Raw genomic sequence first — 26,285 nt, forward strand, 5'->3', positions numbered from 1 at the left:
CGAGTTACGGCCTTGTCGTTGAAATAGTGGAAACTGATGACCCGTACCAGTGCTGAATGTTAGTCATCGCTGCACTTGATGTATCCAGAATTGGCTGCGGGTAGAAGCCCAGCGCCACCAGCAATACCACCAGCAACAGGATAATCGACAGTTCGCGTGAGGTCATGCCCGGCAGCGGTTCGTCAGATTTTGCTTTGCCGTAGTAAGCGCGCTGCATCATCGCCAGAGAATACACAGAGGCAAACACCAGACCGAATGTCGAGATGACAGTGATCACCGGCACAACCGGGAAGCTGCCGAACAGGATCTGGATTTCACCGACGAAATTACCTGTACCCGGCATCCCCAAAGTAGCGACGGCGAAGAACAGCGACAACGCTGGCAGGTATTTAATCCGGCCCCACAATCCGCCCATCTGGCGCATATCACGGGTATGCAGACGTTCGTATAGCTGACCACAGATGATGAACATACCGGCTGCGGAAAGACCGTGTGCAATCATCTGGATAACCGCGCCCTGGTACGCCAGTTGGCTGCCGGTGTAGATGGCAATCAGTACGAAGCCCATGTGCGAAACGGAGGTGTACGCAATCAGACGTTTAATATCGGTCTGGCAGAACGCCATCCACGCACCGTAGAAGATACCAATGACACCCAGCCACATGGCAATCGGTGCGAACTGGTGAGACGCTTCCGGGAACAGAGGCAGACAGAAACGCAACATCCCGTAGGCCGCGGTTTTCAGCAAGATACCGGCTAAGTCAACGGAACCTGCGGTCGGTGCCTGACTGTGTGCATCCGGCAACCAGCCATGCAATGGCACAACCGGCATTTTCACCGCAAAGGCGATGAAGAAGCCAAGCATCAGCAGATATTCAACACCGTGCGACATTGGCGTTTTCAGCAGGTCGGCATAGTTGAATGTCCATACGCCGGTGGCATTGTAGTGCACAAACACCAGGCCGAGGATAGCAATCAACATCACCAGTCCGCTGGACTGTGTATAGATGAAGAATTTGGTTGCTGCGCTGATACGCGTTTTACCGTCTGACGCTTTGTGACCCCACAAGGCAATCAGGAAGTACATCGGCACCAGCATCATTTCCCAGAAGAAGAAGAACAGGAACATGTCGATGGCAAGGAACACACCGATGACACCGCCGAGGATCCACAGCAAGTTCAGATGGAAGAATCCCTGATACTTCTGGATTTCACGCCAGGAACAGAGGATCGCCAGAACACCCAGCAGACCGGTCAGCACCACCATCAGCAGGGACAAACCGTCCAGTGCCAGATGGAAGCTGATGCCAAAACGTGGGATCCATGGCAATGAAAACTCGGATTGCCACTGTGGAATACCCGCAGGCGTCGTTAATGAATATCCTCCCTGCAACCACAATTGCACGGAAAGAGCCAGCGTCAGCCCCATCGCAATCAACGCGATCCAGCGCGGTACTTTGCTCCCAAAGCGCTCAGTCTGCCAGCACAGCAGCCCGCCGATAAAGGGGATAAATATTAGCCAAGGTAATAGCATGGCGTGTCGTTCCCTTCTTTTATGCCCGAAGGCTATTTCACTTGCCGGCCCGTTACGGGAACAGGCCAGCATTGATAACTACACCTGTAATGCAGGCTTAAATCACCAGCAGCAGCGTCAGAACAACGACTGCACCGAGCCCCATTGACGCGACGTACCAACGTACCTGACCGTTTTCGCTGAGAGTCAGACCACGGTTACCCAGACGGGCAAACAGCGCAGGCAGATTCATCATTGAGTTCAGCGGATCACGTTGCAGGAGTTTCGCAACCAGCAGATAAGGTTTGACGAAAATCATGTCGTACAGCCAGTCGAAGCCCCAGGCATGGAACCACCAGGTCGTGAAGAAACGTCCCGGTGCGCTTTTCGCAATGCTGTTGACCAGCGAGCGTTTACCCAGATACAGGGCTGCCGCCAGCAGAATGCCAGCAATTGCAATCACGCCTGATGTGATTTCCAGCGTCAGCACGCTGCCGTGCGCCAGCTCAGTGGTATCCGGCAGTACGCCTTTCAGTGGCGGAACAATCATTGCGCCAATGAAGGTGGACAGAACCAGTAACACCAGCAGCGGCAGGTGGTGAGTGATGCCTTTACCCGCATGGGCTTTAATTTTTTCTTCGCCGTGGAAGACGATGAAGATCATGCGGAAGGTGTACAGCGAGGTCATAAACGCACCGACCAGACCGGCAACCATCAGATTCAGGTGGCCGTTAGCCAGCGCACCCGCGAGGATTTCGTCTTTACTGAAGAAGCCCGCAGTGATGATTGGCAAGGCGGACAGCGCCGCGCCACCGACCAGGAAGCAGAGATAGACAAGAGGAATGGATTTACGTAATCCACCCATTTTGAAGATGTTCTGCTCATGGTGGCAGGCCAAAATGACCGAACCGGAAGAAAGGAACAACAGTGCTTTGAAGAACGCATGCGTCATCAGGTGGAAGATAGCGGCATCCCACGCCTGAACGCCCAGCGCCAGGAACATGTAACCAATCTGGCTCATGGTCGAGTACGCGAGAACACGTTTGATGTCGGTTTGCACCAGCGCAGCGAAACCTGCCAGAACCAGCGTGACCGCACCAATAATACCCACCAGATGCAGAATTTCCGGCGCCATCAGGAACAGGCCGTGCGTGCGGGCAATCAGATAAACACCGGCAGTCACCATGGTCGCGGCGTGGATTAGCGCAGAAACCGGCGTCGGACCGGCCATGGCGTCTGCCAGCCAGGTCTGAAGCGGAAGCTGTGCGGATTTACCCACTGCGCCACCCAGTAACATCAGGGTCGCCCAGGTGATCGCCGTATCGCCTACTGCCAGTTTCTGCGGTGCCAGGATCATCAGTTCACGGAAGTTCAGCGTACCCAGCTCGCGGTACAAGATGAACAGCGCGAAAGCCAGGAACACATCACCAACACGGGTCACGATGAACGCTTTCATCGCAGCCGCACCGTTCGCCGGATGGGTGTAGTAGAAACCGATCAACAGGTAACTGCACAGGCCCACACCTTCCCAACCGAGGTACATCAGCAACAGGTTGTCTGCCAGTACCAGAATCACCATGCTGGCGATAAACAGGTTGGTGTACGCGAAGAAGCGTGAATAGCCTTCTTCACCGCGCATGTACCAGGAAGCGAACATGTGGATGAAGAAACCGACACCGGTGACCACAGACAACATGGTCATCGACAAACCGTCGAGCGTGAGTGTGACGGGAATATTGAAATCCCCGACCTGCATCCAGTTCCACAAATGCTGGTTAAAGACTTCAACACCCGCCGCTTTCTGGCTGAGGAAATTGATACCCACATAAATAGTGGTCAGCGCTGCCAGACCAATCGACCCGACACCGATGGTAGCGGAGGTATTTTCAGACCAGCGACCGCGTGAAAAGGCCAGTAACAGGAAGCCAATCAGTGGGAACAGAATTGTTAAATAGAGTAAGTTCATCCGCGCATCTCACTGACAGTATCAATATTGAGAGTGTGGCGACGGCGATACAGTTGCAGCAACAACGCCAGACCAATACTGGCCTCCGCCGCAGCCAGGCTGATAGCCAGAATATACATCACCTGACCGTCCGCCTGACCCCAGTAGCTTCCCGCCACGATGAACGCCAGCGCTGCCGCGTTGATCATCACTTCGAGGCTGATCAGCATAAACAACAGGTTACGACGAACCAGCAGCCCGGTAAGCCCCAACATAAAGAGGATCGCGGCCAGAATAAGACCATGTTGTAGAGGGATCATGCTCTCTCCTCCGTTTTTCTTTTTGTTGCCATTTCGGTCGTCACCGGTGCGTCACCAAAGACTTCACCGGGTTTGTGCTCACGACCAATATGGAATGCCACGACCAGACCGGCCAGCAGCAACATTGATGCCAGTTCAACCGCCAGAACGTAAGGTCCGAACAGTGCGATACCGACGGCTTTCGCATCAACCATGTCACCTTTGATGCCGTGATCGTGTAACCCGAGGATTGACATGATCATCACCACCAGCAGGATGACAGACAGAACCGAAGGCCCGATCCAGGTGGCAGGTTTAAGCCATGCGCGTTCCTGCTCCTGGACGTTGCCAAGGTTGAGCATCATCACCACGAACACGAACAGCACCATAATGGCACCGGCGTATACGATGATCTCCAGGGCACCGGCGAAATACGCACCGAGCGAGAAGAAGACCGCAGCGATCGCCAGTAAAGAGACGATCAAATACAGCAGTGCGTGTACCGGGTTGGTATGCGTGATCACACGCAATGTCGCCAACACGGCCACCAGGGCTGCAATATAAAATGCAAATTCCATGCTTGCGGCTCCTTAAGGCATCAGACCTTTGACGTTGATCGGTTTGGCTTCGTTTTCAGCTTCGCCTTTCGACTTGCCGTCAATCGCCATACCGGCCATCCGGTAGAAATTGTATTCCGGATATTTACCCGGCCCCGAAATCAACAGATCTTCTTTTTCATACACCAGATCCTGGCGTTTAAATTCGCCCAACTCAAAGTCCGGCGTCAGCTGAATGGCTGTTGTCGGGCAAGCTTCTTCACACAGACCGCAGAAAATGCAGCGTGAGAAGTTGATGCGGAAGAATTCCGGATACCAGCGGCCATCTTTCATTTCTGCTTTTTGCAGAGAAATACAGCCTACCGGACAAGCTACTGCACACAGGTTACAGGCAACGCAGCGCTCTTCACCGTCCGGATCGCGCGTCAGCACGATACGGCCACGGTAACGCGGAGGTGGGTTGACCGGAACTTCAGGGTACATCTGGGTTTCGCGCTTGGCGAAGGCGTGCATGCCTATCATCCACAAGCTGCGAACCTGGGTACCGAACCCGACCACTATGTCTTTCAATGTCATGGTTACATCACCCCTTATTGCGCGTTGTACAAAATGACCGCAGCGGTCGCCAGCAGATTAAGTAATGTCAGTGGCAGGCAAACTTTCCAGCCAAATGACATCACCTGGTCGTAGCGGGGACGCGGCAAAGCAGCACGGATCAAAATGAACATCACCATGAAGAAAGCAGTTTTCAACGCAAACCAGATAAACGGCGGCAGGAACGGCCCCTGCCAGCCACCGAAGAACAAGGTGACGATCAGCGCAGAGACCGTCACGATACCGATGTATTCCCCCACGAAGAACAGACCGAATTTCATACCGGAATATTCAATGTGGTAACCATCGGCCAGTTCCTGCTCGGCTTCCGGCTGGTCAAACGGGTGACGGTGGCAAACAGCAACGCCGGCAATCGCAAAGGTCACGAAGCCAAAGAACTGCGGAATGATGTTCCACACATGCGCCTGAGAATTGACGATGTCTTGCAGATTGAAAGAACCCGCCTGCGCCACAACACCCATCAGCGATAAACCGAGGAATACTTCGTAGCTCAGCGTCTGAGCGGATGCACGCATCGCCCCCAACAGCGAGTATTTGTTGTTACTGGACCAGCCAGCGAACAACACCGCATAGACGGTCAGACCGGCCATCATCAGGAAGAACAAAATACCGATGTTCAGATCGGCGGCGAACCAGGTCGGGCTGACCGGAACAATCGCAAAGGAAATCAGCAGGGACGTAAACGCAATCATCGGTGCCAGCGTAAAGATGGCTTTGTCGGTGAATTTAGGTACCCAGTCTTCCTTGAAGAACATCTTGATCATGTCAGCGACCAGTTGCAGGGAACCGCCCCAGCCGACACGGTTTGGCCCGTAACGGTTCTGGAACAGGCCCAGCAAACGGCGCTCGCCGAAGCTCATGAAGGCCCCACAGGTCACCACAACCAGCAGGATCACCACCGCTTTCAGAATGGCGATCAACGAATCGATGACTACAGGTGTAAACCAGCTCATTGTGCTGCCTCCCGCAGATTTTCAACCGTTGCGCCAACCAGCACCGGAGGAATACCCGGTAAGCCCAGCGGCAGGCCAACCTGGCCCTGACTCAATGTTTCGCTCAGACGAACCGGCAGTTTCAGTGTCTGACCGGCACAGGTGAATTCCACCTGAGAACCTGCGTTCACCCCTAACTGCGCGGCATCTGCCGGGTTAACCATCACGTAGGCTTCTGGCATACGTTGCTGGATAACCTTCGAGCGCTGTGTCATTTCTTCGCTGCCGAACAGGTGATAGTAAGGCGCGACACGCCAGTTATCGCGCTGTGCAGTAAAGGCAGCCGGAATAGTGGTGAAGTAATCGAGTGTCCCCTCACCGGCTTCAATCAGACGCACACCCGGATCACCGTGGCGCAAACTGCCGCCAACTTCGCTCTGGAATTTGTTCCAGGCTTGCGGTGAGTTCCAGCCCGGCGCCCAGGCGAATGGCACCTGATTGCGGTTAGCTGTCGGGCTGTTGTTCCCTTCCATCGAGAAGGCAAACATGGTGTCTTTATCTTGTGGCTGACGCGGTTCATGCACGCTGATGTTCGCGCGCATGGCAGTACGACCACTTGAACGTGCCGGAGAACGAGCCAGTTTCTGACCACGAATACGGAAGCTGGCGTTTGGCGCAGCTTCTACCATGCCCTTCAGCTGTGGCAGTGCTTCAACACAGGCTTCGATCACGTGATCCAACTGAGTCCAGTCAACATGACGGCTGTTGATGGTGGAATGCAGCGAGTGCATCCAGCGCCAGCTTTCCAGCATGGCAACCGTTGTGTCGTAGTAAGCCGGGTCGTAAACCTGGAAGAAGCGCTGTGCGCGACCTTCCTGATTCACCAGCGTACCGTCGCTTTCGGCAAAACTTGCTGCAGGCAGGATCAGGCTGGCTCTATCCATAATGCGCGTACGCTGATGGTCAACAACCAGCAGATTCTGCACCTTGGCTAATGCCGCATCCACTTTGGCTTCCGGAGCCTGACGGTAAAGGTCATTTTCCATCACGATGGCGCTGTCAGCATCACCACGGGTTAGCAACTCAAGCGCTTCATCCAGCGAACCGCCGCCAATCATCGAAAGACCGATGCTGTTGGCCGCAGAGGCCACGAACGTAATGCCGACATCGCTGCCTGCTACTTTCAGCGCTTTGGCGATATTGGCGGCCGCTTCGATAATGGCATCAGAACCGGCGCTGGTGCCGGTAATGATCAGCGGCTTGCGCGCACCGGTCAGTGCCTGCACGATCACGTCGATTTTCTTGTTCAGGCCATCAGCCAGATCGCTGACCGCGGGCGCAGAATTATCCAGCGCATGGGCGATAGCAAAGCCGAAACGAGCCTGCTCATCGACCGGTGCACGGTAATTGTAAGCCGCGATGTCGTCGAGTTTGGTGTTATCCACGTTGGTGATAAACAACGGATGTTTGGCATGCTGACCGATATTCTGGACTGCCGCGATCTGCCAGTCGGCAACACGCTGTGCCGCCGCCATCGCGCGGGCTTTGCCTTTAACGGCCTGACGCACAGACAGTGCGATACGCGCGCCGGTCTGGGTTAAGTCTTCACCCAGCACCAGAACCGCATCGTACTCTTCGATTTCACGCAGCGCCGGTGTGTGAACACCGCTGTTGCGCAGAATGTTCAGCATCAGTTGCAGACGGCCCTGCTCTGCCGCGTTGATACCGGTGTAGAAGTTTTCGGCGCCGACCAGTTCACGCAAAGCAAAGTTGCTTTCAAGGCTGGCGCGCGGAGAACCGATACCGATGGTTTTCTTAGCCTGACGGATAATATCTGCCGCGCCCTGCATCGCCTGTTCAGCGTTAAGTTCGATCCAGTCGTTACCACGCAGCTGCAATGGTTTCTTCGGACGATCTTTCAGGTTCACGTAGCCATAACCGAAACGACCGCGGTCGCACAGGAAGTAATGGTTTACGGTACCGTTATAACGGTTTTCGATACGACGCAATTCGCCGTAACGCTCACCCGGGCTGGTGTTACAACCAACAGAACATTGCTGACAGATGCTTGGCGCAAACTGCATGTCCCATTTACGGTTATAACGTTCAGAGTGCGTTTTATCGGTGAATACGCCGGTCGGACACACTTCGACCAGGTTACCGGAGAACTCGCTTTCCAGCGGACCATCTTCCGGACGGCCAAAATAGACGTTGTCGTGTGCGCCATAAACACCCAGATCGGTGCCGTCCGCGTAATCCTTGTAGTAACGGACACAGCGATAACAGGCGATACAGCGGTTCATTTCGTGTGAAATGAACGGGCCGAGATCCTGGTTGTTGTGGGTACGTTTGGTGAAGCGGTAACGGCGCATACTGTGGCCGGTCATGACTGTCATATCCTGCAGGTGACAGTTACCGCCTTCCTCACATACCGGACAATCGTGCGGGTGGTTGGTCATCAGCCATTCCACGACGCTTTCACGGAATTCTTTCGCTTCTCCGTCGTCGATGGAAATGAAGGTGCCATCAGACGCTGGTGTCATACATGACATCACCAGACGACCGCGCGTGTCTTCCGCATTTTGGTATTGCTTAACCGCACATTGGCGGCAAGCGCCGACGCTTCCCAGCGCCGGATGCCAGCAAAAATAAGGAATATCGAGGCCGAGAGAGAGGCAAGCCTGTAACAGGTTGTCCGCTCCGTCTACATCGTATTCTTTGCCGTCTACATGAATCGTAGCCATAGTCAGCATGCTTCCACGTGGCCCGCCTGACGGCGGGCGTTAATCAAAAATTCTTGCCGGGTTGGCGTATATCACTCGACAGCGCGTCCCTTGTTCCGGGAATTCGCGCACAGCGGGCTCACGTCCGCTGCCTGTTGCCCTCACTACCAACGCTCTTTCAGCAGATTGTTTGGCTGAATGCCTGCAATCGCACGCGCGTTGTTGTAATGCTGTTTGGCGATACCCGCCTCAAACTCTTCCCGGAAATATTTAATCGCACTCTGCAATGGCTCCACAGCACCCGGCGCATGTGCGCAGAAGGTTTTGCCCGGGCCAAGCTGGCGGCAAAGCTGTTCGAGAGTTTCGATATCCCCTGGCTGGCCTTCACCACGTTCCAGCGCACGGAGGATCTTCACACTCCACGGCAAACCATCGCGGCACGGTGTACACCAGCCACAAGACTCACGGGCGAAGAATTCTTCCAGGTTACGCACCAGCGGAACCATGCCAATTTCATTGTCAACGGCCATCGCCAGTGCAGTCCCCAGACGACTACCAGCTTTACCAATACTGGCAAAGTCCATCGGCAAATCCAGATGATCGGCGGTCAGGAAGTCTGTCCCCGCCCCGCCCGGCTGCCAGGCTTTGAATTTCAGGCCATCGCGCATGCCACCGGCATACTCTTCAAGAATTTCACGTGCGGTAGTCCCAAACGGCAGTTCCCAGACGCCCGGATTTTTTACCCGGCCGGAGAAACCCATCAGTTTGGTGCCGGCATCTTCGCTTTTGCCCGCAGAAATACCTTTGTACCAGTCCACACCATGCTCAAGAATCGCTGGCACGTTGCACAGGGTTTCGACGTTGTTGACACACGTCGGTTTACCCCATGCACCGGCAGATGCCGGGAACGGTGGCTTGGAACGCGGGTTAGCACGACGGCCTTCAAGGGAGTTGATCAGCGCGGTTTCTTCACCACAGATGTAACGCCCTGCCCCGGTGTGAACAATCAGTTCGAAATCGAACCCGGTGCCGAGGATATTTTTACCCAACAGACCTGCTTCAGTCGCTTCAGCAATCGCACGGCGCAGGTTCACCGCAGCTTCGATATATTCGCCACGCAGGAAAATGTAACCACGGTAAGATTTCAGCGCGAATGCGGAGATCAGCATGCCTTCCACCAGCAGGTGCGGCATTTGTTCCATCAGCAATCGGTCTTTATACGTACCTGGTTCCATCTCATCGGCGTTACACAGCAGATAGCGGATATTCATGCTTTCGTCTTTCGGCATCAGGCTCCACTTCAGACCCGTGGAGAAACCTGCGCCACCGCGCCCTTTCAGGCCAGCGTCTTTTACCAGATTGACGATTTCTTCCTGGGCCATGCCTTTAAGGGCTTTTTCCGCACCGACGTAACCGTTTTTGCTACGGTATTCATCGATCCAGACAGGTTGTTTGTCGTCACGCATACGCCAGGTCAGCGGATGCATCTCCGGTGTGCGTTCAATGTGTCTTGGGGTATATGTCATGCGTAGCGCTCCAGTAGCGAGCCGATCGCTTCCGGCGTCAGATGGCTGTGCGTGTCCTCATCAATCATCATTGACGGGCCTTTGTCACAGTTACCGAGGCAGCAGGTCGGCAGCAGGGTGAAGCGCCCGTCTTCGGTCGTCTCACCCGGCTTGATGTGCAACTGTTGTTCCAGCGCGGCCTGGATCCCCTGATAACCGGTGATGTGGCACACCACGCTGTCACAGTAACGGATCACATGGCGGCCGACCGGCTGACGGAAGATCTGGCTGTAGAATGTCGCCACACCTTCGACGTCGCTGGCAGGAATGCCCAGAACATCGGAGATCGCGTAGATAGCACCGTCCGGCACCCAACCACGCGCTTTCTGCACGATTTTCAACGCTTCGATAGAGGCCGCACGGGCATCTTCATAGTGATGTTTTTCGTGCTCAATCGCTTCACGTTCAGCGTCACTCAGCACAAACACCGGCGGTACAACAGGCTCGCTGATATTGATGTACTGAACTTCAGAGTCTTTATTGATATCTGTCATCGTTAGCGGTCCACATCTGACATTACAAAGTCGATACTGCCCAGATACACGATCAGGTCGGATACCAGGCTGCCACGGATTACGGACGGGATCTGCTGCAAATGCGGGAAGCTTGGTGTACGGACACGGGTACGGTAGCTCATGGTGCTGCCGTCACTGGTCAGGTAGTAGCTGTTGATCCCTTTGGTTGCTTCAACCATCTGGAAAGATTCTTGCGCAGGCATGACCGGCCCCCACGACACTTGCAGGAAGTGCGTGATCAGGGTCTCGATGTGTTGCAGTGTGCGCTCTTTCGGTGGCGGCGTGGTCAGTGGGTGATCCGCCTTGAACGGGCCTTCCGGCATATTTTTGTAACACTGTTCCAGAATACGCAGGCTCTGACGCAGTTCTTCTACTTTGAGCATGACGCGGGAATAACAGTCACTGACGCCATCACCGGTCGGCACTTCAAAGTCAAAGTTTTCGTAGCCAGAGTATGGACGCCATTTACGCACATCGAACGGGATCCCCGTTGCGCGCAGGCCAGCACCGGTGGTACCCCAGGCCAGAGCGTCGTCTGCGTTGTAAGCAGCCACGCCTTTGGAACGGCCAATCAGAATGGTGTTTTTCAGCGCCGCTTTGACATAGGAGTCCAGACGGGCTGGCATCCAGTCAAGGAACTCACGCAGGAGACGATCCCAGCCTTTCGGCAGATCATGCGCTACGCCACCAATACGGAACCAGGCCGGGTGCATACGGAAACCGGTAATCGCTTCCACCAGATCGTAGATTTTCTGACGATCGGTAAAGGCGAAGAACACCGGAGTCATCGCGCCCACGTCCTGAATAAACGTAGAGATGTACAGCAGATGGCTGTTGATACGGAACAATTCGGACAGCATGACGCGAATGGTGTTAACGCGATCCGGCGTTACGATACCGGCGAGTTTTTCAACAGCCAGCACGTACGGCATTTCGTTTACACAACCGCCGAGGTATTCGATACGGTCGGTGTAAGGAATGTAGCTGTGCCAGGACTGGCGCTCGCCCATTTTCTCAGCACCACGGTGGTGGTAACCGACGTCAGGCACGCAGTCGACAATCTCTTCGCCATCAAGCTGCAGAATGATACGGAATGCACCGTGCGCAGACGGATGGTTAGGACCGAGGTTGAGGAACATAAAGTCCTCATTTTCGGTGCCACGCTTCATGCCCCAGTCTTCAGGCTTGAAGGTCAGCGATTCCATCTCGAGTTCTTCTTTCTGCTTAGTCAGCTCGTAAGGATCGAACTCGGTGGCGCGCGCCGGATAGTCTTTACGCAGCGGATGCCCTTCCCAGGTCTGCGGCATCATAATGCGCGTCAGGTGCGGGTGACCGTCGAAGGTAATACCGAACATTTCCCATGTTTCGCGCTCGTACCAGTTAGCATTCGGGAACACTTTGGTGATCGTCGGAACATGAAGATCGTTTTCTGCCAATGCCACTTTGATCATGATGTCGCGGTTACGCTCGACGGAGATCAGGTGGTAGAAAACGGAAAAATCCGCGGCCGGTAAACCGTCGCGGTGTGTACGTAAACGCTCATCAAAGCCATGCAAATCGAAAAGCATGACATAAGGTTTTGGCTGTTTTCGTAAAAAGGTAATCGCTTCCAGTAACTGTTCACGCTTGAACCACACCACGGGAATTCCGGTGCGGGTTGCCTGAACAGTAAAGGCCTCTGGCCCAAAACGGTTACGCAATTCGCCAATAACCGGATCATCGAGATGATCACGGGTATGCCATGCTGGCAGGGCGGAATCTTGCGTCGTCAAATCTGTCATATTTTTTTCACCACACTAAATGGTCATTTATGCCGTAAGGGGGATATTCATACACACCGCCCCTCAGGGTTGACTCTCAGACCGCAGTGTTAAATCTCGTCCGGCGAACGCAGATTTGTCACGGCAATACGCTCAGCACGTTTACGCTCTTTTTCAGACTGCATATTCGCGCGGTAAACACCCTGGTCGCCAACAACCCATGACAATGGGCGACGTTCTTTACCAATGGACTCCTGCAACAGCAGCAGAGCCTGCATATAGGCTTCCGGACGCGGCGGACATCCCGGGATGTACACGTCGACAGGCAGGAATTTATCCACGCCCTGCACCACAGAATAAATATCGTACATGCCGCCGGAGTTCGCACAGGCGCCCATCGAAATCACCCATTTCGGTTCCAGCATCTGATCGTATAAACGCTGGATAACCGGAGCCATTTTGGTGAAGCAGGTTCCCGCCACCACCATAAAGTCAGCCTGGCGTGGTGAAGCACGCAGAACTTCTGCACCAAAACGCGCAACGTCATGCACCGCAGTGAATGACGTCACCATTTCGACATAACAGCAGGAAAGGCCGAAGTTGTAGGGCCAAAGGGAGTTTTTACGACCCCAGTTCACCATTCCGTGAAGCGACTCCTGGAGATTTCCCATGAAGACGCTGCGTTTAACCTGTTCCTGAAGAGGATCGCCGACGACCTCCTGAGACTGCAGGGGGTAACGGTCGTTCTCACCGTCCGGGTCTATGCGGGTGAGCGTATAGTCCATCTTAATGCCTCGCTTTGACTGCTTACTGAGGGTGACTGTTGGTATTAATCGCCGGGCTTGGTTTAACAGGTCCTTTCGAACGTGTTGGTGTCCAGTCGAGTGCGCCAATTCGCACCAGATAGAACAAACCTGCCAGCAGTACCAAAATGAAAATGGTAGCTTCCACGAATCCGGTCCAGCCGCTTTCGCGAATAGACGTTGACCATGCATAGAGATACAGGGCTTCAACGTCGAAGATGACGAAGAACATGGCGACCAGATAGAACTTGGCGGAAAGACGTAGCCGGGCAGTGCCGACAGAGGCGATACCTGACTCAAAAGGCGTGTTTTTGTAGCGTGCTCTGGCTCTCCCGCCAAGGAACGCGGCGCCCAGTAACATCAGGCAGCAGAGGCCTACTGCAACGACAAGAAAAACGGCGAACGCCCAGTGTTGAGCGATGACTTCAGTGGCTGTTGACATACTCATTGCTTACTCATCAAAAGTGGTACTTTGGCATCTGCTCTGTAAGGTCGGCAGTTTGCGCACCACATCGATTCAAGGGAAGGATTAAAAACCACACAGTTCACGGCTCAACAAGGGATTAAGCCAGTGATTTGTTGTGGGCTTTTTACCCTTTTCTATAACCTTTTGTCAACTTTGACAAAAGTATCTCCACATTAGTTTACATGCTTATCATTTAATTAACATATCATGCGCCGGGACTTAAGCTAAATCGTGTCAGTTAAATTCTGTGATAAAGCATGGGCCTGTGACGGGAGTTATGACATCTTTCGAACTTTACTATTGTCGCAGGAATAGACAGCGCTTCCACTCTCTTAATGGGGTTATTTTTTTGATCCATGTCAGAGTTCTGTCAATTTTGATAGAAAAAAAGGCACACATTTAACAAGTTTTATTGATTTTCAAAAAACGACAAGCGATTTACGGAAAAATTTGATGCTTTTTTTTAACCTGAAAAAAGTCAACATTTTACGCCATTTACTGTAGTCATTGGTGATAAGGATGGCAGTCATTACTGGGAAGAAGAAAGGCTAACGAACAAAAACAGAGGCTTTAGGAAGGATATTAAACAAAATCACTAAAAGAATGACTTTCCCGCCCCTTAATAGGTAGAAGCCTTTACCCCCGCCTCGTTAGACAGAGGCGGAAGGTAAAGCCGGGGGATTACCTTAACTTTCAGAGTCTGCCAGTAACTCATGATCGTCATCCACTACCGGACGAGGACCATAGGCACTGAGAGAATAGGGGTCATTCCCTTGCTCAACTGCATTGAAGATCGCCATTGCAAGTTCATTTTCACAACGGGCATTTTTGTACAACACATACTGCGTATCCGGCAAACGTGGTAAACCGTCCTGTTCACCCAGAACACGCAGCTCCGGACTCATCATTTCGATGGGACGTGCCGTCACACCCAGCCCCGCGCGCACTGCCGCACGAATTGCCGATAATGTCGACGCGACATAAGCAATACGCCACGGAATACCTGCCTGACTGAGGTGCTCTATCGCCATCATCCGGTAAGGGCTTGGCTCATCGAGCACCACCAGCGGAACACTGTCGCCGGAGGGGTATGCAAAATCAGCCGAGCAATACCAGAGTGTTGGCGACGTGCGCAATACGATGTGCGGGTGATCAGTGTTTGTCATCGTGGTGATGGCCAAATCCACTTCTTCACTTTCGAGCATCGACAACATGAAAGGACTGCGCTTGACGCGGACATCAATAGACAACTTTGGATATACGGATGTCACGCGGCTGAGCAGGAAAGGTAAAATGGTGTCAGCAGTATCATCTGATGCACCAATTGTTATCCCACCTTGAACATTGCTGTACATCAAAGAGGTACAGGCTTCATCATTAAAACGAAGGATTTTGCGTGCGTATCCCAATAACTGAATACCGTGTTCAGTTAATAATTTATTGCGTCCATGTCTGGCAAACAGTTCTTTTCCAACGAGTTGTTCTAGACGTTGCATTTGTTGGCTTACCGCCGACTGAGTACGACACACCGCAGCAGCAGCCGCAGCGAACGTATTAAGATCAGCAACAGCTACAAATGTCCTCAACAGATCAAGATCGAGATTGAGGATTGGACGATTTGCAATTGTCATAGTTTTTCTTCACTTTATAGAATCTAATAACAAGCTACCCTGATGGTGCGTCAAAGTACCCGCAAAAAGCAGAATACCAGATATGTCGGATACTCACTCATTTGATAACCTAAATTGAGAAATATTTGTGCATGAAAGTTTTCATCATTGTGAGCGTTCAGTCATTAAACCTGTGCACAATAATTCCTCACAAAGGCTGAATGATTAGAACCTCTTATTTAATATAGCCTTTCCCCGCAAACCATTCCATATCCCTTACAGTGCCGCCTGCCGCAACCATAAAGCTAAGTTCCGGCAATATCATCGTGAGAGAAACATAAGCTAAATTAACTAATAAAGGTGATTATTAAAAATATAATTCAATAAATTCATTGAGTCACCCGAATAACCATTTTATGCCCAAGGTGTTTTGTTTAAGTAACATTAAGATTTTTCTTGTTTCATCAAATTTTGTTTACGCCCGCCTGTTGCAATATATCCTTTGAAAGCATTTATCTAATCCTGGAAAATACGTTTAAGACTTTACTTAGAACATGATCATTCATCCAGCATTCGCTATTAATCATTAGATAAATAAAACTAATTCCTGTTAAAATTTTTCAGCGGTAAAACAAAGCCTCCTGAACTTTTTTCAGAATTTGTCGAGCTTTGGTAAGATTTCATGATGTTCACCCCATTAAAGACAACAAACTGACATCGCCGGGAATAGAGGTAACGCAGCAAAAACAGTGAATTTATTGTTCACAAAGCACTCATTTGCAAAATATAAAATCACAAAATAACAATAACACAGCATAATAAACCATTAAGCTTCTCATACTTTGAGGTAATAACCCACCATAGCCCGCTTTACTGCTGTTTTTCACCAAAACGGTGCGCAGCCCTTCTCATGCCCTCTGCGGGAGAGTAAATTGAGCCCTTCGCACTGTTCTACGGTCGCTCCGCACCAGGGAAGAACAGGCTTTATTGCAAAAGGCTCTCATTTACATGTCCCCGATTGAAAAATCCCGCAAACTGGACAACGTCTGTTATGACATTCGCGGCCCGGTGCTCAAAGAAGCAAAACGTCTTGAAGAAGAAGGTAATAAAGTCCTCAAGCTGAACATCGGCAACCCTGCGCCATTCGGTTTTGATGCACCTGATGAAATCCTGGTCGACGTTATCCGCAACCTTCCTACCGCACAGGGTTATTGTGATTCGAAAGGTCTGTTTTCTGCACGTAAAGCGATCATGCAGCACTATCAGGCACGCGACATGCGCGACATCACGGTCGAAGATATCTATATCGGCAACGGTGTTTCCGAACTGATTGTTCAGTCAATGCAGGCATTACTTAACACCGGCGATGAAATGTTAGTCCCGGCACCTGATTACCCCTTGTGGACAGCGGCGGTTTCGTTATCAGGCGGTAATGCGGTGCATTACCTGTGTGATGAAGGGGCTGACTGGTTCCCGGACATTGCCGATATTCGTGACAAAATCACACCACGCACCCGCGGCATTGTGATCATCAACCCGAACAACCCGACCGGTGCGGTATACAGCAAAGAATTGCTGATGCAGATTGTGGACATCGCCCGGGAACATAATCTGATTATTTTTGCCGACGAAATTTACGACAAAATCCTGTATGACGAAGCCCAGCACATTTCCATCGCTTCACTGGCACCGGATTTACTGACCGTCACTTTTAACGGTCTGTCAAAAACCTATCGCGTGGCGGGTTTCCGTCAAGGCTGGATGGTTCTGAACGGACCGAAGAAACATGCGAAAGGTTATATCGAAGGTCTGGAAATGCTGGCCTCGATGCGCCTTTGTGCCAACGTGCCGATGCAACATGCCATTCAGACCGCGCTGGGCGGCTATCAAAGTATCAGCGAGTTTATTCAGCCGGGCGGACGTCTGGTCGAACAGCGTGATCGTGCATGGGAACTGATCAATGAAATCCCGGGTGTTTCCTGCGTGAAACCTAAAGGGGCGCTGTATATGTTCCCGCGCATTGACGCCAAACGTTTTAACATCCATGACGATCAGAAAATGGTGCTCGATTTGCTGTTACAGCAAAAAGTCTTGCTGGTTCAGGGTTCTGCATTCAACTGGCCGTATCCGGACCATGTGCGTATCGTGACGCTGCCACGCGTTGATGAGTTGGAAATGGCCGTTAACAAACTGGGACGTTTCCTCGAAACCTATCGCCAGTAATGCAGTAAGGGCGCTGATAATGGCGCCCTTTTCTTTCTCCCGCCAGTTTCCGCATTTGCATAACTGTTTCGCACTGCTCACAATAGTCACTCATTCACCGTAGTTATTGAGAGTGCTATGAACCAGAGCCATTTTTTCGCCCATCTTTCCCGCCTCAAACTGATCAGCCGCTGGCCGCTGATGCGCAATGTCCGCACCGAAAACGTGTTGGAACACAGTCTGCAAGTCGCTTTTGTCGCCCATGCTTTAGCCGTGATCAAGAACCGTAAATTTAACGGCAATCTGAGCGCAGAACGCGTTGCCCTGCTCGCCATGTATCACGATGCCAGCGAAGTGATTACCGGTGATATGCCAACGCCAATCAAGTATTACAATCCGCAAATCGCGCATGAGTACAAAAAGATTGAGAAAATTGCTCAGCAGAAACTGATTGAAATGCTGCCAAAGGAATTACAGGAAGATTTCCGACCGCTGATTGACGAGCATTATTACACTGAAGAAGAAAAACTGACCGTCAAACAGGCTGATGCGTTATGTGCTTACCTGAAATGTCTGGAGGAATTGTCGGCAGGCAATAACGAATTCACACTGGCGAAAGCCCGTCTGGAGAAAACGCTGGCAGACAGAAAAAGCCCGGAAATGGACTACTTTATGGAAGTGTTCATTCCGAGCTTCAGTCTGTCATTGGATGAAATCAGCCTGGATTCCCCGCTCTGATATTAAGGTCAAAACGGGAACAGCACCGGCACCAGAAAAACGCTGACCAGCATCACCAGCAGAGTGAACGGCACACCGATGCGCAGGAAATCGCCAAATTTATAGTTACCCGGCACCATAACCAGCGTGTTTACCGGTGAAGACACCGGTGTCATAAAGGCGGCAGAAGCCGCAATAGCGATAATCATGGTGAACGGGTATGGCGATACCCCCATCTGGTGTGCTGCTGCGATAGCAATCGGTGCCATCAAAACCGCAGTCGCCGTATTGGAAATAAACAGCCCGATACCTGCACAGAGAATGAATAAACTCAGCAGCATCATATATGGCCCATAGCCGCCGCTTACCTCCATTAACCCCTTCACAATCAGCGCCACACCGCCGGTTTTTTGCAGCGCCAGCGCAAAAGGCATCATCCCGACTATCAGCAGCAAACTGGGCCAGTGAATGGCTTTGTAGGCCCCTTCCATCGTGATACAGCGGAATTTACCCATCAGCATGCAGGCGATAATGGCGGCGATAGCATTAGGCACATCATCGGTCAGCATCAGCGCAACCATCAGCGCCAGACAAAACAATGCATGCGGTGCCTGACTCAGGGCTGGCGCGACTTCGTCCACTTCGGCAGGAAGATTAAGCACAATGAAATCATGCATTTGTTGCTGAAGCTGGCGGATCAGCTTCCAGTCGCCAATGACCAGTAGCATATCGCCGAGCTGTAATTCTTCATCCACCAGTTTTCCATCCAGCGCTTCACCCTGACGGCGGATCCCGACGACATTCAGCCCATAGGTCGAACGGAAGGCGACGGCACGCAGCGTTTTCCCCAGGAGCTCCGAATCCGGGATCAGCGAGACTTCGGCCATCCCGACATCCCGCGATTGCTCAGAGAAATACTCGCCGCGTAGCACCATAGGCTCGAGCATTTCGTCAGTGCAAAATTGCCTGATGGAGATGTCTGGATCTGACATATCAAGCAGTAACACATCGCGCGCAAACAGTTCGGTATTCCCCGTTGCGCTGACCATCACGCGGCGAAATTTACGCCAGCGTTCAATGCCCACCACGTTCGCGCCGTAGCGGGAACGCAGATGCACATCATCAAGTGTACGCCCGACCAGAGGCGAACCCGGACGGATAGTGACGCGACGCGCCCGGCCGGTCAGGTGATAATCGCGGATCAAATCCCGGAACGTTCGCCGCTTCCAGCGCTGCTGGCCTCGTGACGCATCTTCTGATGACAGCCAGCGACGGGCGATCAACATGTATCCGATACCCATTATCAGCACCACGAGCCCGACAGGGGTGACGCCGAAGAAACCAAAACCGTCGAATCCTTCACGCAACAGTTCGCTGTTGACCACCATGTTCGGCGGTGTGGCGACCAGCGTCATCATGCCACTAATAAGCCCGGCGAAACTTAGTGGCATCATCAGTCGTGCGGGAGAGGTTTTCATTCGCGCCGAAACGCTGATCACGACAGGAATGAAGATCGCGACTACGCCGGTGGAACTCATAAAAGCACCGAGACCGGCAACCGTGAGCATCAGCAAAACCAGCATCCGCGTTTCACTGTTGCCCGCCACCTTCATCAGCCAGTCACCGACCTGATACGCCACACCGGTTCTGACCAGCCCGTGCCCGACGACAAATAGCGCCGCGATCAAAATGACGTTCGGGTCACTGAATCCGGCCAGCGCTTCATTGATGGTCAGCGTGCCGCTCAGGACGAAAGAAATAATCACCAGCAATGCCACAATATCCATTCGCAGCGTATTGCGCGCGAACAGCACCATAGCAATAACCAGTAACGTGACTACCCAAAGCAATTCACCGGTCAAAACACACTCCATTTGCGTTGAGAGAGGAGGATAAATAGCTATATACCCTAAATAATTCAAATTGTATCAAGGCGGCAACTGCGTGAATCCCCGGGGCTTACATGAGTAAGTGACCGGGGTTCGGTACCAATCTGCCGGGAGCAGACTGGTACGCTGCTTGCAGCGACTCCTTCAGGGGCGAGGCCCATGGATGGGCCGGGTAACGCAGCCAACGCAGAGACAATTTGAAGTATGACTGGGTATGAGAATGGCATAAAAAAACCCCGCACAGGCGAGGTTTATATCAATTTATACAGGGAAATTGTATTTTTTCTGTCCTTAACGCAGGCTGACTTTCACACCTTCGTCGGAACTGCTGACCAGCAGAATTTCGAGCGTAGTCAGATCGAAATCAACATTTTCAATCCCGGGTGTATCGTCTGGCGCATTGACGGCAATGACCTTGCAGCCCGCAGCCAGCCCGGCCATCACACCGGCGGCGGCATCTTCAACCACCACACAATCTTCCGGTGCCAGACCTAAACGTTCTGCCCCCAGCAAATAGGCATCGGGTTGTGGCTTGCCGTGTTTGACCTGTTCAGCGGTGATAAACACTTCGGGTTCAGGCAAATGCGCCGCTTTATGGCGCGCACTGGCAACAGGCATTGATCCGGAAGTCACAATCGCCCAGGGAATATTCTGGCGATTGAGTTCGCTTAACAACAAATGTGCGCCCGGGAGAGCGGCGACACCCTCGGTGTCCGTGGCTTCAATTTGTTCCAGCTTGAGAAACTCTTTTTGAATCGTTTCTTCACTTTCACCCGCCATAAAATGACGCAAAGAAGTGATCGCCTGCTTACCGTGAATAAACGCCAGTACATCCTGCGGGCTGACACCCCAGCTAAGCGCCCAGCTCACCCAGGCACGCTCAACGGCAGGTAATGAATCAACTAACGTTCCATCAAGGTCGAACAAAAAACCCTTACAAAGCACAGGCGACTCCTTTAAGTGTTTACATCAGGCATTGATAATTTGCGCGATCTCTACCGCGCTCAGGTGATACTGACGCGGGCACGACTGCCAGACCGCCAACATACGCTGGTATTTATCCCACATTTTGGTCTGCGAGTTAAACCCATGAGTGCCTGCATCAAAATCAGTGTAACGTCCTTCGGTGTTCACCATAAAGCGGACATAGCTTAAATAACGGGATTCCGTTGCGGCATCAAAACCCAGGAAATCAATTCGGCGGCGATCCAAGTCTTGCGTGTCTTTTAAATTGGTCCACGACACCTGCATCGCATGATGCATTTCCATAATGTTAATGACTGTGCGACAGGTTTCTTCCGGCAATTCGCCGAAATCTCTGTCCAGCTCGCGCATTTGCAAACCAAAACCCCGTTCGATCACTGTTTGTAACCGGCGATAGCGTTCTGCGTTATCGGGATCCAGCATGGTCATCATCTTGTATTGATTGGACAAAATCAGGCGTTGAGCGTTCGTCATTTCCATCGTGAAAATCCTCATGTCTGCATAATGAGCAAAGCATGGCATAGCGCAAAGTTCTGCGAAATCGCAAGCACACCATTCTTTGATTTGGGTCGGGATCTCATCTGAAATAATCACCAGGGGAGACTTTCCCCCGGTGAAATGCGACTTATGAAAGACTATAGATGATGACAGACGCAGTAAGCGGGGAAATCAGGCTTACAGATCGTCTAAAAAGGTTTTGTCCAGTTGTTTGAACGCGCGCTTAAGGACGTCAGCCAGTGACTGATACGTCGGCGTGCCTTCAACTGGCGCCAGCGCCAGTCCGGATTCAGTGAGTTTATTGCGTACATCGTGGAACCAGCCGAGTAATCCCGGCGGCAGTGGCGTCAGAGAACGGCGACCCAGCCACCACAGTCCCTGCATCGGCAAGCTACAGGCAAAAATTGCCGTGGCGACGGCCAGCCCGAGTTGTCCGCCGAGCGCGATTTGCCACGTCAGGGTAAAGACCGCAACCGGTGGCATGATGCGTACCGCGAAGCGTGTAGCAGTAGAAATCCGGTTCTCCGGAAACATCGGAGCCAGGCGCTTATCTGACGGCCATGTCTTCATATAGTGCTGCCCGCGCTGGAATACCTGGAACCAGCCTACCGAGCCTGTTGGCTTACTCGTCATCTTTGCACCTCAACTTCACGTGTAAAATTTAAAAAATAGTTGTAAAACACAAACTGGAGTTTATCACGATAAAATATATTTTGTTTTTGCTGGCACCTGTCGGTATTCTATCGCAGCCTCGCAACCCTCTCAGGCAACGAGATCAATATAAACTTGGGGCAAACGCGGTGAATTGCAATCTTTCGCCCCCATAATAACCATAGTGCCTCGGTCTGAGAGGATTTGTAATTAATTATTGTATTTTTTGTTAGTGTTTTTGCTGATTAGTAACACCCTGAAGATACGTAAACCGAAATATGCGGTGCAGTAAACCGCTTTATTTCTGTCATCCGGACGCTTAAAAAAACCAAAGCCCGGCAATTCTTCAGCTTTTTCATCGTCATGCCTGTTTTGGCTCTCTGGCATGATGTTAATCATAATTGTCGCCGCCATTATGCGCTACGCTTGATGTCAGACTGACGATTTATTAACCACGTGTATTGTTTTTTTTAAACAGCACCAACAATAAATAGGTACTTCCATGTCGAGTAAGCTTGTACTGGTTCTTAACTGTGGTAGTTCTTCCCTAAAGTTTGCCATCATTGATGCTGCAAATGGCGAAGAACACATTTCAGGTTTAGCCGAATGTTTCCATCTGCCAGAAGCGCGCATTAAATGGAAAATGGACGGTGGCAAAGAAGAAGCCGCTTTAGGTGCGGGCGCCGCACACAGTGAAGCGTTGAAATTCATCGTTAATAACATTCTGAGCAAAAAACCTGAGCTGTCCGCAGAACTGGTTGCAATCGGCCACCGCATCGTTCATGGCGGCGAGAAGCTGACCAAATCAATGCTGATCAACGACGCTGTCATCGAGGGTATCAAAGAGTCTATCCCGTTTGCGCCGCTGCATAACCCGGCTCACCTGATCGGTATTGATGAAGCACTGAAATCTTTCCCTAAACTGGCTGATAAAAACGTTGCCGTTTTCGACACCGCTTTCCATCAGACAATGCCAGAAGAATCATACCTCTACGCCCTGCCGTACAGCCTGTATAAAGATCACCATGTCCGTCGTTATGGCGCACACGGCACCAGTCACTTCTACGTGACTCAGGAAGCCGCAAAAATGCTGAACAAACCCGTGGAAGAAGTGAATCTGATCACTTGCCACCTGGGTAACGGCGGTTCTGTCAGTGCCATCCGTAACGGTAAATGTGTGGATACTTCCATGGGGCTGACCCCGCTGGAAGGTCTGGTGATGGGTACCCGCAGCGGTGACATCGACCCGGCAATTATCTTCCACCTGCACGATTCTCTGGGCATGAGCGTTGATCAAATCAACAAAATGCTGACTAAAGAATCGGGTCTGCTGGGCCTGACTGAAGTCACCAGCGACTGCCGTTATGTTGAAGACAACTACACCACTAAAGCTGATGCCAGACGTGCCATGGACGTCTTCTGCCACCGCCTGGCGAAATACATCGGTGCGTACACTTCACTGATGGAAGGCCGCCTGGACGCCGTCGTATTCACAGGCGGTATCGGCGAAAACGCCGCAATGGTTCGCGAATTGTCTCTGGCTAAATTAGGCCTGCTGGGCTTTGAAGTGGATCACGAACGTAACCTGGCTGCCCGTTTCGGTAAATCCGGGGCGATCAACAAAGAAGGCACTCGCGCCGCTCTGGTTATCCCAACCAACGAAGAGCTGGTGATTGCACAAGACGCCGCGCGTCTGACTGCATAATTCGATTCAAGACTGCCCGCGTAATGCGGGCAATTTTTCACTTATAGGCAAACGCCGCCCGTTTGGACGCACCGCGCAGGATAATCATCGCGCTTATGCTGATCATTATCCCCTCTGCACAAACCTGCGAATGTCCCTGCCTGGCAACCGTTAAAGAGGTTTAGCCGTGTCCCGTACAATTATGTTGATCCCTACAGGCACCAGTGTCGGTCTGACCAGTGTCAGCCTGGGTGTGATCCGTGCCATGGAACAAAAAGGCGTCAGCCTGAGTATCTTCAAACCTATCGCCCAGCCGCGTACTGGCGGAGATGCTCCTGACCAAACCACGACCATTATTCGCGCTAACTCCACCGTGACTGCAGCCGAACCGCTGAAAATGAGCCACGTTGAAACCTTGCTGAGCTCAAACCAGCAAGACGTGCTGATGGAAGAAATCATCGCGCGTTATCACGAAAACACCAAAGATGCCGAAGTGGTGCTGGTTGAAGGTTTAGTGCCTACCCGCAAACACCAGTTCGCCAATGCGCTGAACTACGAAATTGCCAAAACCCTGAACGCAGAAATCGTCTTCGTTCTGGCGCTGGGTAATGATTCTCCTGCGCAGCTCAAAGAACGTATCGAACTGGCCCGTTCCAGCTTCGGTGGCAGCAAAAACAAAAATATCACCGGCGTAATCATTAACAAACTGAATGCACCGGTTGACGAGCAGGGGCGTACACGTCCTGACCTGTCTGAAATCTTTGATGATTCCACCAAAGCCAGCGTGGCAAATATCGACCCGACTCAGCTGTTCGCTAACAGCCCGCTGCCGGTTCTGGGCTGCATTCCGTGGAGCTTCGAGCTGATTGCCACCCGCGCAATCGACATGGCTAAGCACCTGAACGCACGTATCATCAACGAAGGCGACGTCAAAACCCGCCGCGTGAAATCCGTCACTTTCTGCGCACGCAGCATTCCGCATATGCTGGAGCATTTCCGTCCTGGCTCCCTGCTGGTGACCTCCGCTGACCGTCCTGACGTGCTGGTTTCAGCCTGTCTGGCAGCCATGAATGGCGTGGAAATCGGCGCTATCCTGCTGACCGGTGGCTACGAAATCGACGCCCGCATCAACAGCCTGTGCGAACGTGCATTCCAGACAGGCCTGCCAGTCTTCATGGTAGAAACCAACACCTGGCAGACTTCCCTGAGCCTGCAAAGCTTCAATCTGGAAGTGCCTGCAGATGACCATCAGCGCGTAGAGAAACTGCAACAGTACGTGGCTTCTCACATCAATGCTGACTGGATCAACTCCCTGAGCGCACACTCTGAACGTTCACGCCGTCTGTCACCTCCGGCATTCCGCTATCAGCTGACCGAACTGGCCCGTAAAGCCGGTAAACGTATCGTTCTGCCGGAAGGCGACGAGCCACGCACTGTGAAAGCGGCAGCGCTTTGTGCTGAACGTGGTATCGCGGAATGTGTTCTGTTGGGTAACCCTGACGAGATCAAACGCGTTGCAGCAGCTCAGGGCGTGACGCTGGGTAAAGGCATCGAAATCGTTGATCCGGTGGCTGTCCGTGAAGAATACGTGGCGCGTCTGGTTGAACTGCGTAAAAGCAAGGGTATGACCGAAGTGGTTGCGCGCGAACAACTGGAAGACAACGTGGTTCTCGGCACCCTGATGCTGGAACAAGGTAACGTTGACGGTCTGGTTTCCGGTGCTGTTCACACCACCGCAAACACCATCCGCCCGCCATTACAGTTGATCAAAACCGCGCCGGGCAGCTCACTGGTTTCCTCTGTGTTCTTCATGCTGCTGCCTGATCAGGTTCTGGTTTATGGCGACTGTGCGATCAACCCGGATCCTACTGCTGAACAGCTGTCTGAAATCGCGATCCAGTCTGCGGACTCCGCTGCAGCCTTCGGTATCGAACCCCGCGTTGCCATGATCTCCTACTCAACCGGTAACTCCGGCGCCGGTAGCGACGTTGAGAAAGTGCGTGAAGCGACCCGTCTGGCCCAGGAAAAACGTCCGGATCTCATCATCGATGGCCCGCTGCAATATGATGCTGCGATCATGGCTGATGTTGCACAATCTAAAGCGCCAAACTCGCCGGTTGCGGGTAAAGCGACCGTGTTCATCTTCCCTGACCTGAATACCGGTAACACCACGTACAAAGCGGTACAACGTTCTGCGGATCTGGTCTCTATCGGGCCGATGCTGCAGGGTATGCGTAAACCGGTTAATGACCTGTCGCGTGGCGCACTGGTTGACGATATCGTCTACACCGTTGCACTGACTGCGATTCAGTCTGCTCAGGCAGAAGCAGCGGTTGCGGCCAAATAAGCCAAACCCT

At 52.3% G+C, this 26,285-nt stretch carries 22 protein-coding genes; 4 read left to right on the plus strand and 18 right to left on the minus strand.

The window, feature by feature from the left end:
* Positions 1–4 precede the first annotated feature (4 nt).
* From nuoM to lrhA, 13 genes are all read right to left on the minus strand, one after another.
* Positions 5–1,534: an NADH-quinone oxidoreductase subunit M gene (nuoM, locus tag ABIC79_RS05255; RefSeq protein ID WP_112151208.1), complete on the minus strand. Its 1,530-nt coding sequence runs from the start codon at positions 1,532–1,534 to the stop codon at positions 5–7.
* Between the two features lie 97 nt (positions 1,535–1,631).
* Complete coding sequence (gene nuoL, locus ABIC79_RS05260) at positions 1,632–3,479, minus strand: NADH-quinone oxidoreductase subunit L (RefSeq protein WP_013574598.1); 1,848 nt, start codon at positions 3,477–3,479, stop codon at positions 1,632–1,634.
* Entirely contained in the window at positions 3,476–3,778 is a 303-nt protein-coding gene (nuoK, locus tag ABIC79_RS05265; RefSeq protein ID WP_354566609.1) for an NADH-quinone oxidoreductase subunit NuoK, read from the minus strand. Before nuoK ends, nuoL begins: the two co-directional genes overlap by 4 nt.
* A complete protein-coding gene (nuoJ, locus tag ABIC79_RS05270; RefSeq protein WP_013574597.1) occupies positions 3,775–4,335 on the minus strand; it encodes an NADH-quinone oxidoreductase subunit J in 561 nt (186 codons plus the stop codon). Before nuoJ ends, nuoK begins: the two co-directional genes overlap by 4 nt.
* 12 nt (positions 4,336–4,347) lie before the next feature.
* The gene (gene nuoI, locus ABIC79_RS05275; RefSeq protein WP_013574596.1) at positions 4,348–4,890 is read right to left on the minus strand and encodes an NADH-quinone oxidoreductase subunit NuoI; all 543 of its coding nucleotides are present in this window, start codon (positions 4,888–4,890) and stop codon (positions 4,348–4,350) included.
* Positions 4,891–4,904: 14 nt separating this feature from the next.
* Positions 4,905–5,882 carry an NADH-quinone oxidoreductase subunit NuoH gene (gene nuoH / locus ABIC79_RS05280; protein ID WP_013574595.1) on the minus strand — a complete coding sequence of 326 codons (978 nt, stop codon included), beginning with the start codon at positions 5,880–5,882 and terminating at the stop codon, positions 4,905–4,907.
* Entirely contained in the window at positions 5,879–8,605 is a 2,727-nt protein-coding gene (gene nuoG / locus ABIC79_RS05285; RefSeq protein WP_126124692.1) for an NADH-quinone oxidoreductase subunit NuoG, read from the minus strand. The genes nuoH and nuoG overlap by 4 nt, the downstream gene beginning before the upstream one ends.
* 143 nt (positions 8,606–8,748) lie before the next feature.
* Entirely contained in the window at positions 8,749–10,110 is a 1,362-nt protein-coding gene (gene nuoF, locus ABIC79_RS05290) for an NADH-quinone oxidoreductase subunit NuoF (protein WP_013574593.1), read from the minus strand.
* Positions 10,107–10,643: an NADH-quinone oxidoreductase subunit NuoE gene (gene nuoE / locus ABIC79_RS05295; protein WP_013574592.1), complete on the minus strand. Its 537-nt coding sequence runs from the start codon at positions 10,641–10,643 to the stop codon at positions 10,107–10,109. The genes nuoF and nuoE overlap by 4 nt, the downstream gene beginning before the upstream one ends.
* Before the next feature lie 2 nt (positions 10,644–10,645).
* Positions 10,646–12,445: an NADH-quinone oxidoreductase subunit C/D gene (nuoC, locus tag ABIC79_RS05300; protein WP_013574591.1), complete on the minus strand. Its 1,800-nt coding sequence runs from the start codon at positions 12,443–12,445 to the stop codon at positions 10,646–10,648.
* 89 nt (positions 12,446–12,534) lie between these two features.
* Positions 12,535–13,209 carry a NuoB/complex I 20 kDa subunit family protein gene (locus ABIC79_RS05305; RefSeq protein WP_013574590.1) on the minus strand — a complete coding sequence of 225 codons (675 nt, stop codon included), beginning with the start codon at positions 13,207–13,209 and terminating at the stop codon, positions 12,535–12,537.
* A gap of 22 nt (positions 13,210–13,231) precedes the next feature.
* Positions 13,232–13,675, minus strand: coding sequence for an NADH-quinone oxidoreductase subunit A (locus ABIC79_RS05310; RefSeq protein ID WP_013574589.1), 444 nt, complete (start codon positions 13,673–13,675; stop codon positions 13,232–13,234).
* Between the two features lie 704 nt (positions 13,676–14,379).
* The gene (lrhA, locus tag ABIC79_RS05315; protein ID WP_013574588.1) at positions 14,380–15,324 is read right to left on the minus strand and encodes a transcriptional regulator LrhA; all 945 of its coding nucleotides are present in this window, start codon (positions 15,322–15,324) and stop codon (positions 14,380–14,382) included.
* 987 nt (positions 15,325–16,311) lie between these two features.
* Here lrhA and ABIC79_RS05320 point away from each other — a divergent pair.
* Together ABIC79_RS05320 and yfbR are read left to right on the plus strand one after the other, a co-directional pair.
* Entirely contained in the window at positions 16,312–17,526 is a 1,215-nt protein-coding gene (locus ABIC79_RS05320; protein ID WP_013574587.1) for a pyridoxal phosphate-dependent aminotransferase, read from the plus strand.
* Positions 17,527–17,643: 117 nt separating this feature from the next.
* Positions 17,644–18,243, plus strand: a complete 600-nt coding sequence (yfbR, locus tag ABIC79_RS05330) for a 5'-deoxynucleotidase (protein ID WP_354566610.1) — start codon at positions 17,644–17,646, stop codon at positions 18,241–18,243.
* Between the two features lie 8 nt (positions 18,244–18,251).
* Here the strand turns inward: yfbR and ABIC79_RS05335 are convergent, their stop codons facing one another.
* The 5 genes from ABIC79_RS05335 to ABIC79_RS05355 form a co-directional block, all read right to left on the minus strand.
* Positions 18,252–20,084 carry an SLC13 family permease gene (locus ABIC79_RS05335; RefSeq protein ID WP_013574585.1) on the minus strand — a complete coding sequence of 611 codons (1,833 nt, stop codon included), beginning with the start codon at positions 20,082–20,084 and terminating at the stop codon, positions 18,252–18,254.
* Between the two features lie 318 nt (positions 20,085–20,402).
* A complete protein-coding gene (locus ABIC79_RS05340; protein WP_013574584.1) occupies positions 20,403–21,056 on the minus strand; it encodes a sugar phosphatase in 654 nt (217 codons plus the stop codon).
* Positions 21,057–21,080: 24 nt separating this feature from the next.
* Positions 21,081–21,575: a YfbU family protein gene (locus tag ABIC79_RS05345; protein WP_013574583.1), complete on the minus strand. Its 495-nt coding sequence runs from the start codon at positions 21,573–21,575 to the stop codon at positions 21,081–21,083.
* Between the two features lie 195 nt (positions 21,576–21,770).
* The gene (gene yfbV, locus ABIC79_RS05350; RefSeq protein WP_013574582.1) at positions 21,771–22,226 is read right to left on the minus strand and encodes a terminus macrodomain insulation protein YfbV; all 456 of its coding nucleotides are present in this window, start codon (positions 22,224–22,226) and stop codon (positions 21,771–21,773) included.
* A gap of 228 nt (positions 22,227–22,454) precedes the next feature.
* Entirely contained in the window at positions 22,455–22,643 is a 189-nt protein-coding gene (locus ABIC79_RS05355) for a hypothetical protein (RefSeq protein ID WP_112151348.1), read from the minus strand.
* Positions 22,644–22,746: 103 nt separating this feature from the next.
* Between ABIC79_RS05355 and ackA the strand changes: the two genes are divergently transcribed.
* Together ackA and pta are read left to right on the plus strand one after the other, a co-directional pair.
* Entirely contained in the window at positions 22,747–23,949 is a 1,203-nt protein-coding gene (ackA, locus tag ABIC79_RS05360) for an acetate kinase (RefSeq protein WP_013574580.1), read from the plus strand.
* A 181-nt stretch (positions 23,950–24,130) separates the two neighbouring features.
* Positions 24,131–26,275: a phosphate acetyltransferase gene (gene pta / locus ABIC79_RS05365; RefSeq protein WP_153374992.1), complete on the plus strand. Its 2,145-nt coding sequence runs from the start codon at positions 24,131–24,133 to the stop codon at positions 26,273–26,275.
* Positions 26,276–26,285 lie beyond the last annotated feature (10 nt).

Source organism: Rahnella sp. 2050 (genome assembly GCF_040544515.1).
GTDB classification, from domain to species: domain Bacteria; phylum Pseudomonadota; class Gammaproteobacteria; order Enterobacterales; family Enterobacteriaceae; genus Rahnella; species Rahnella aceris.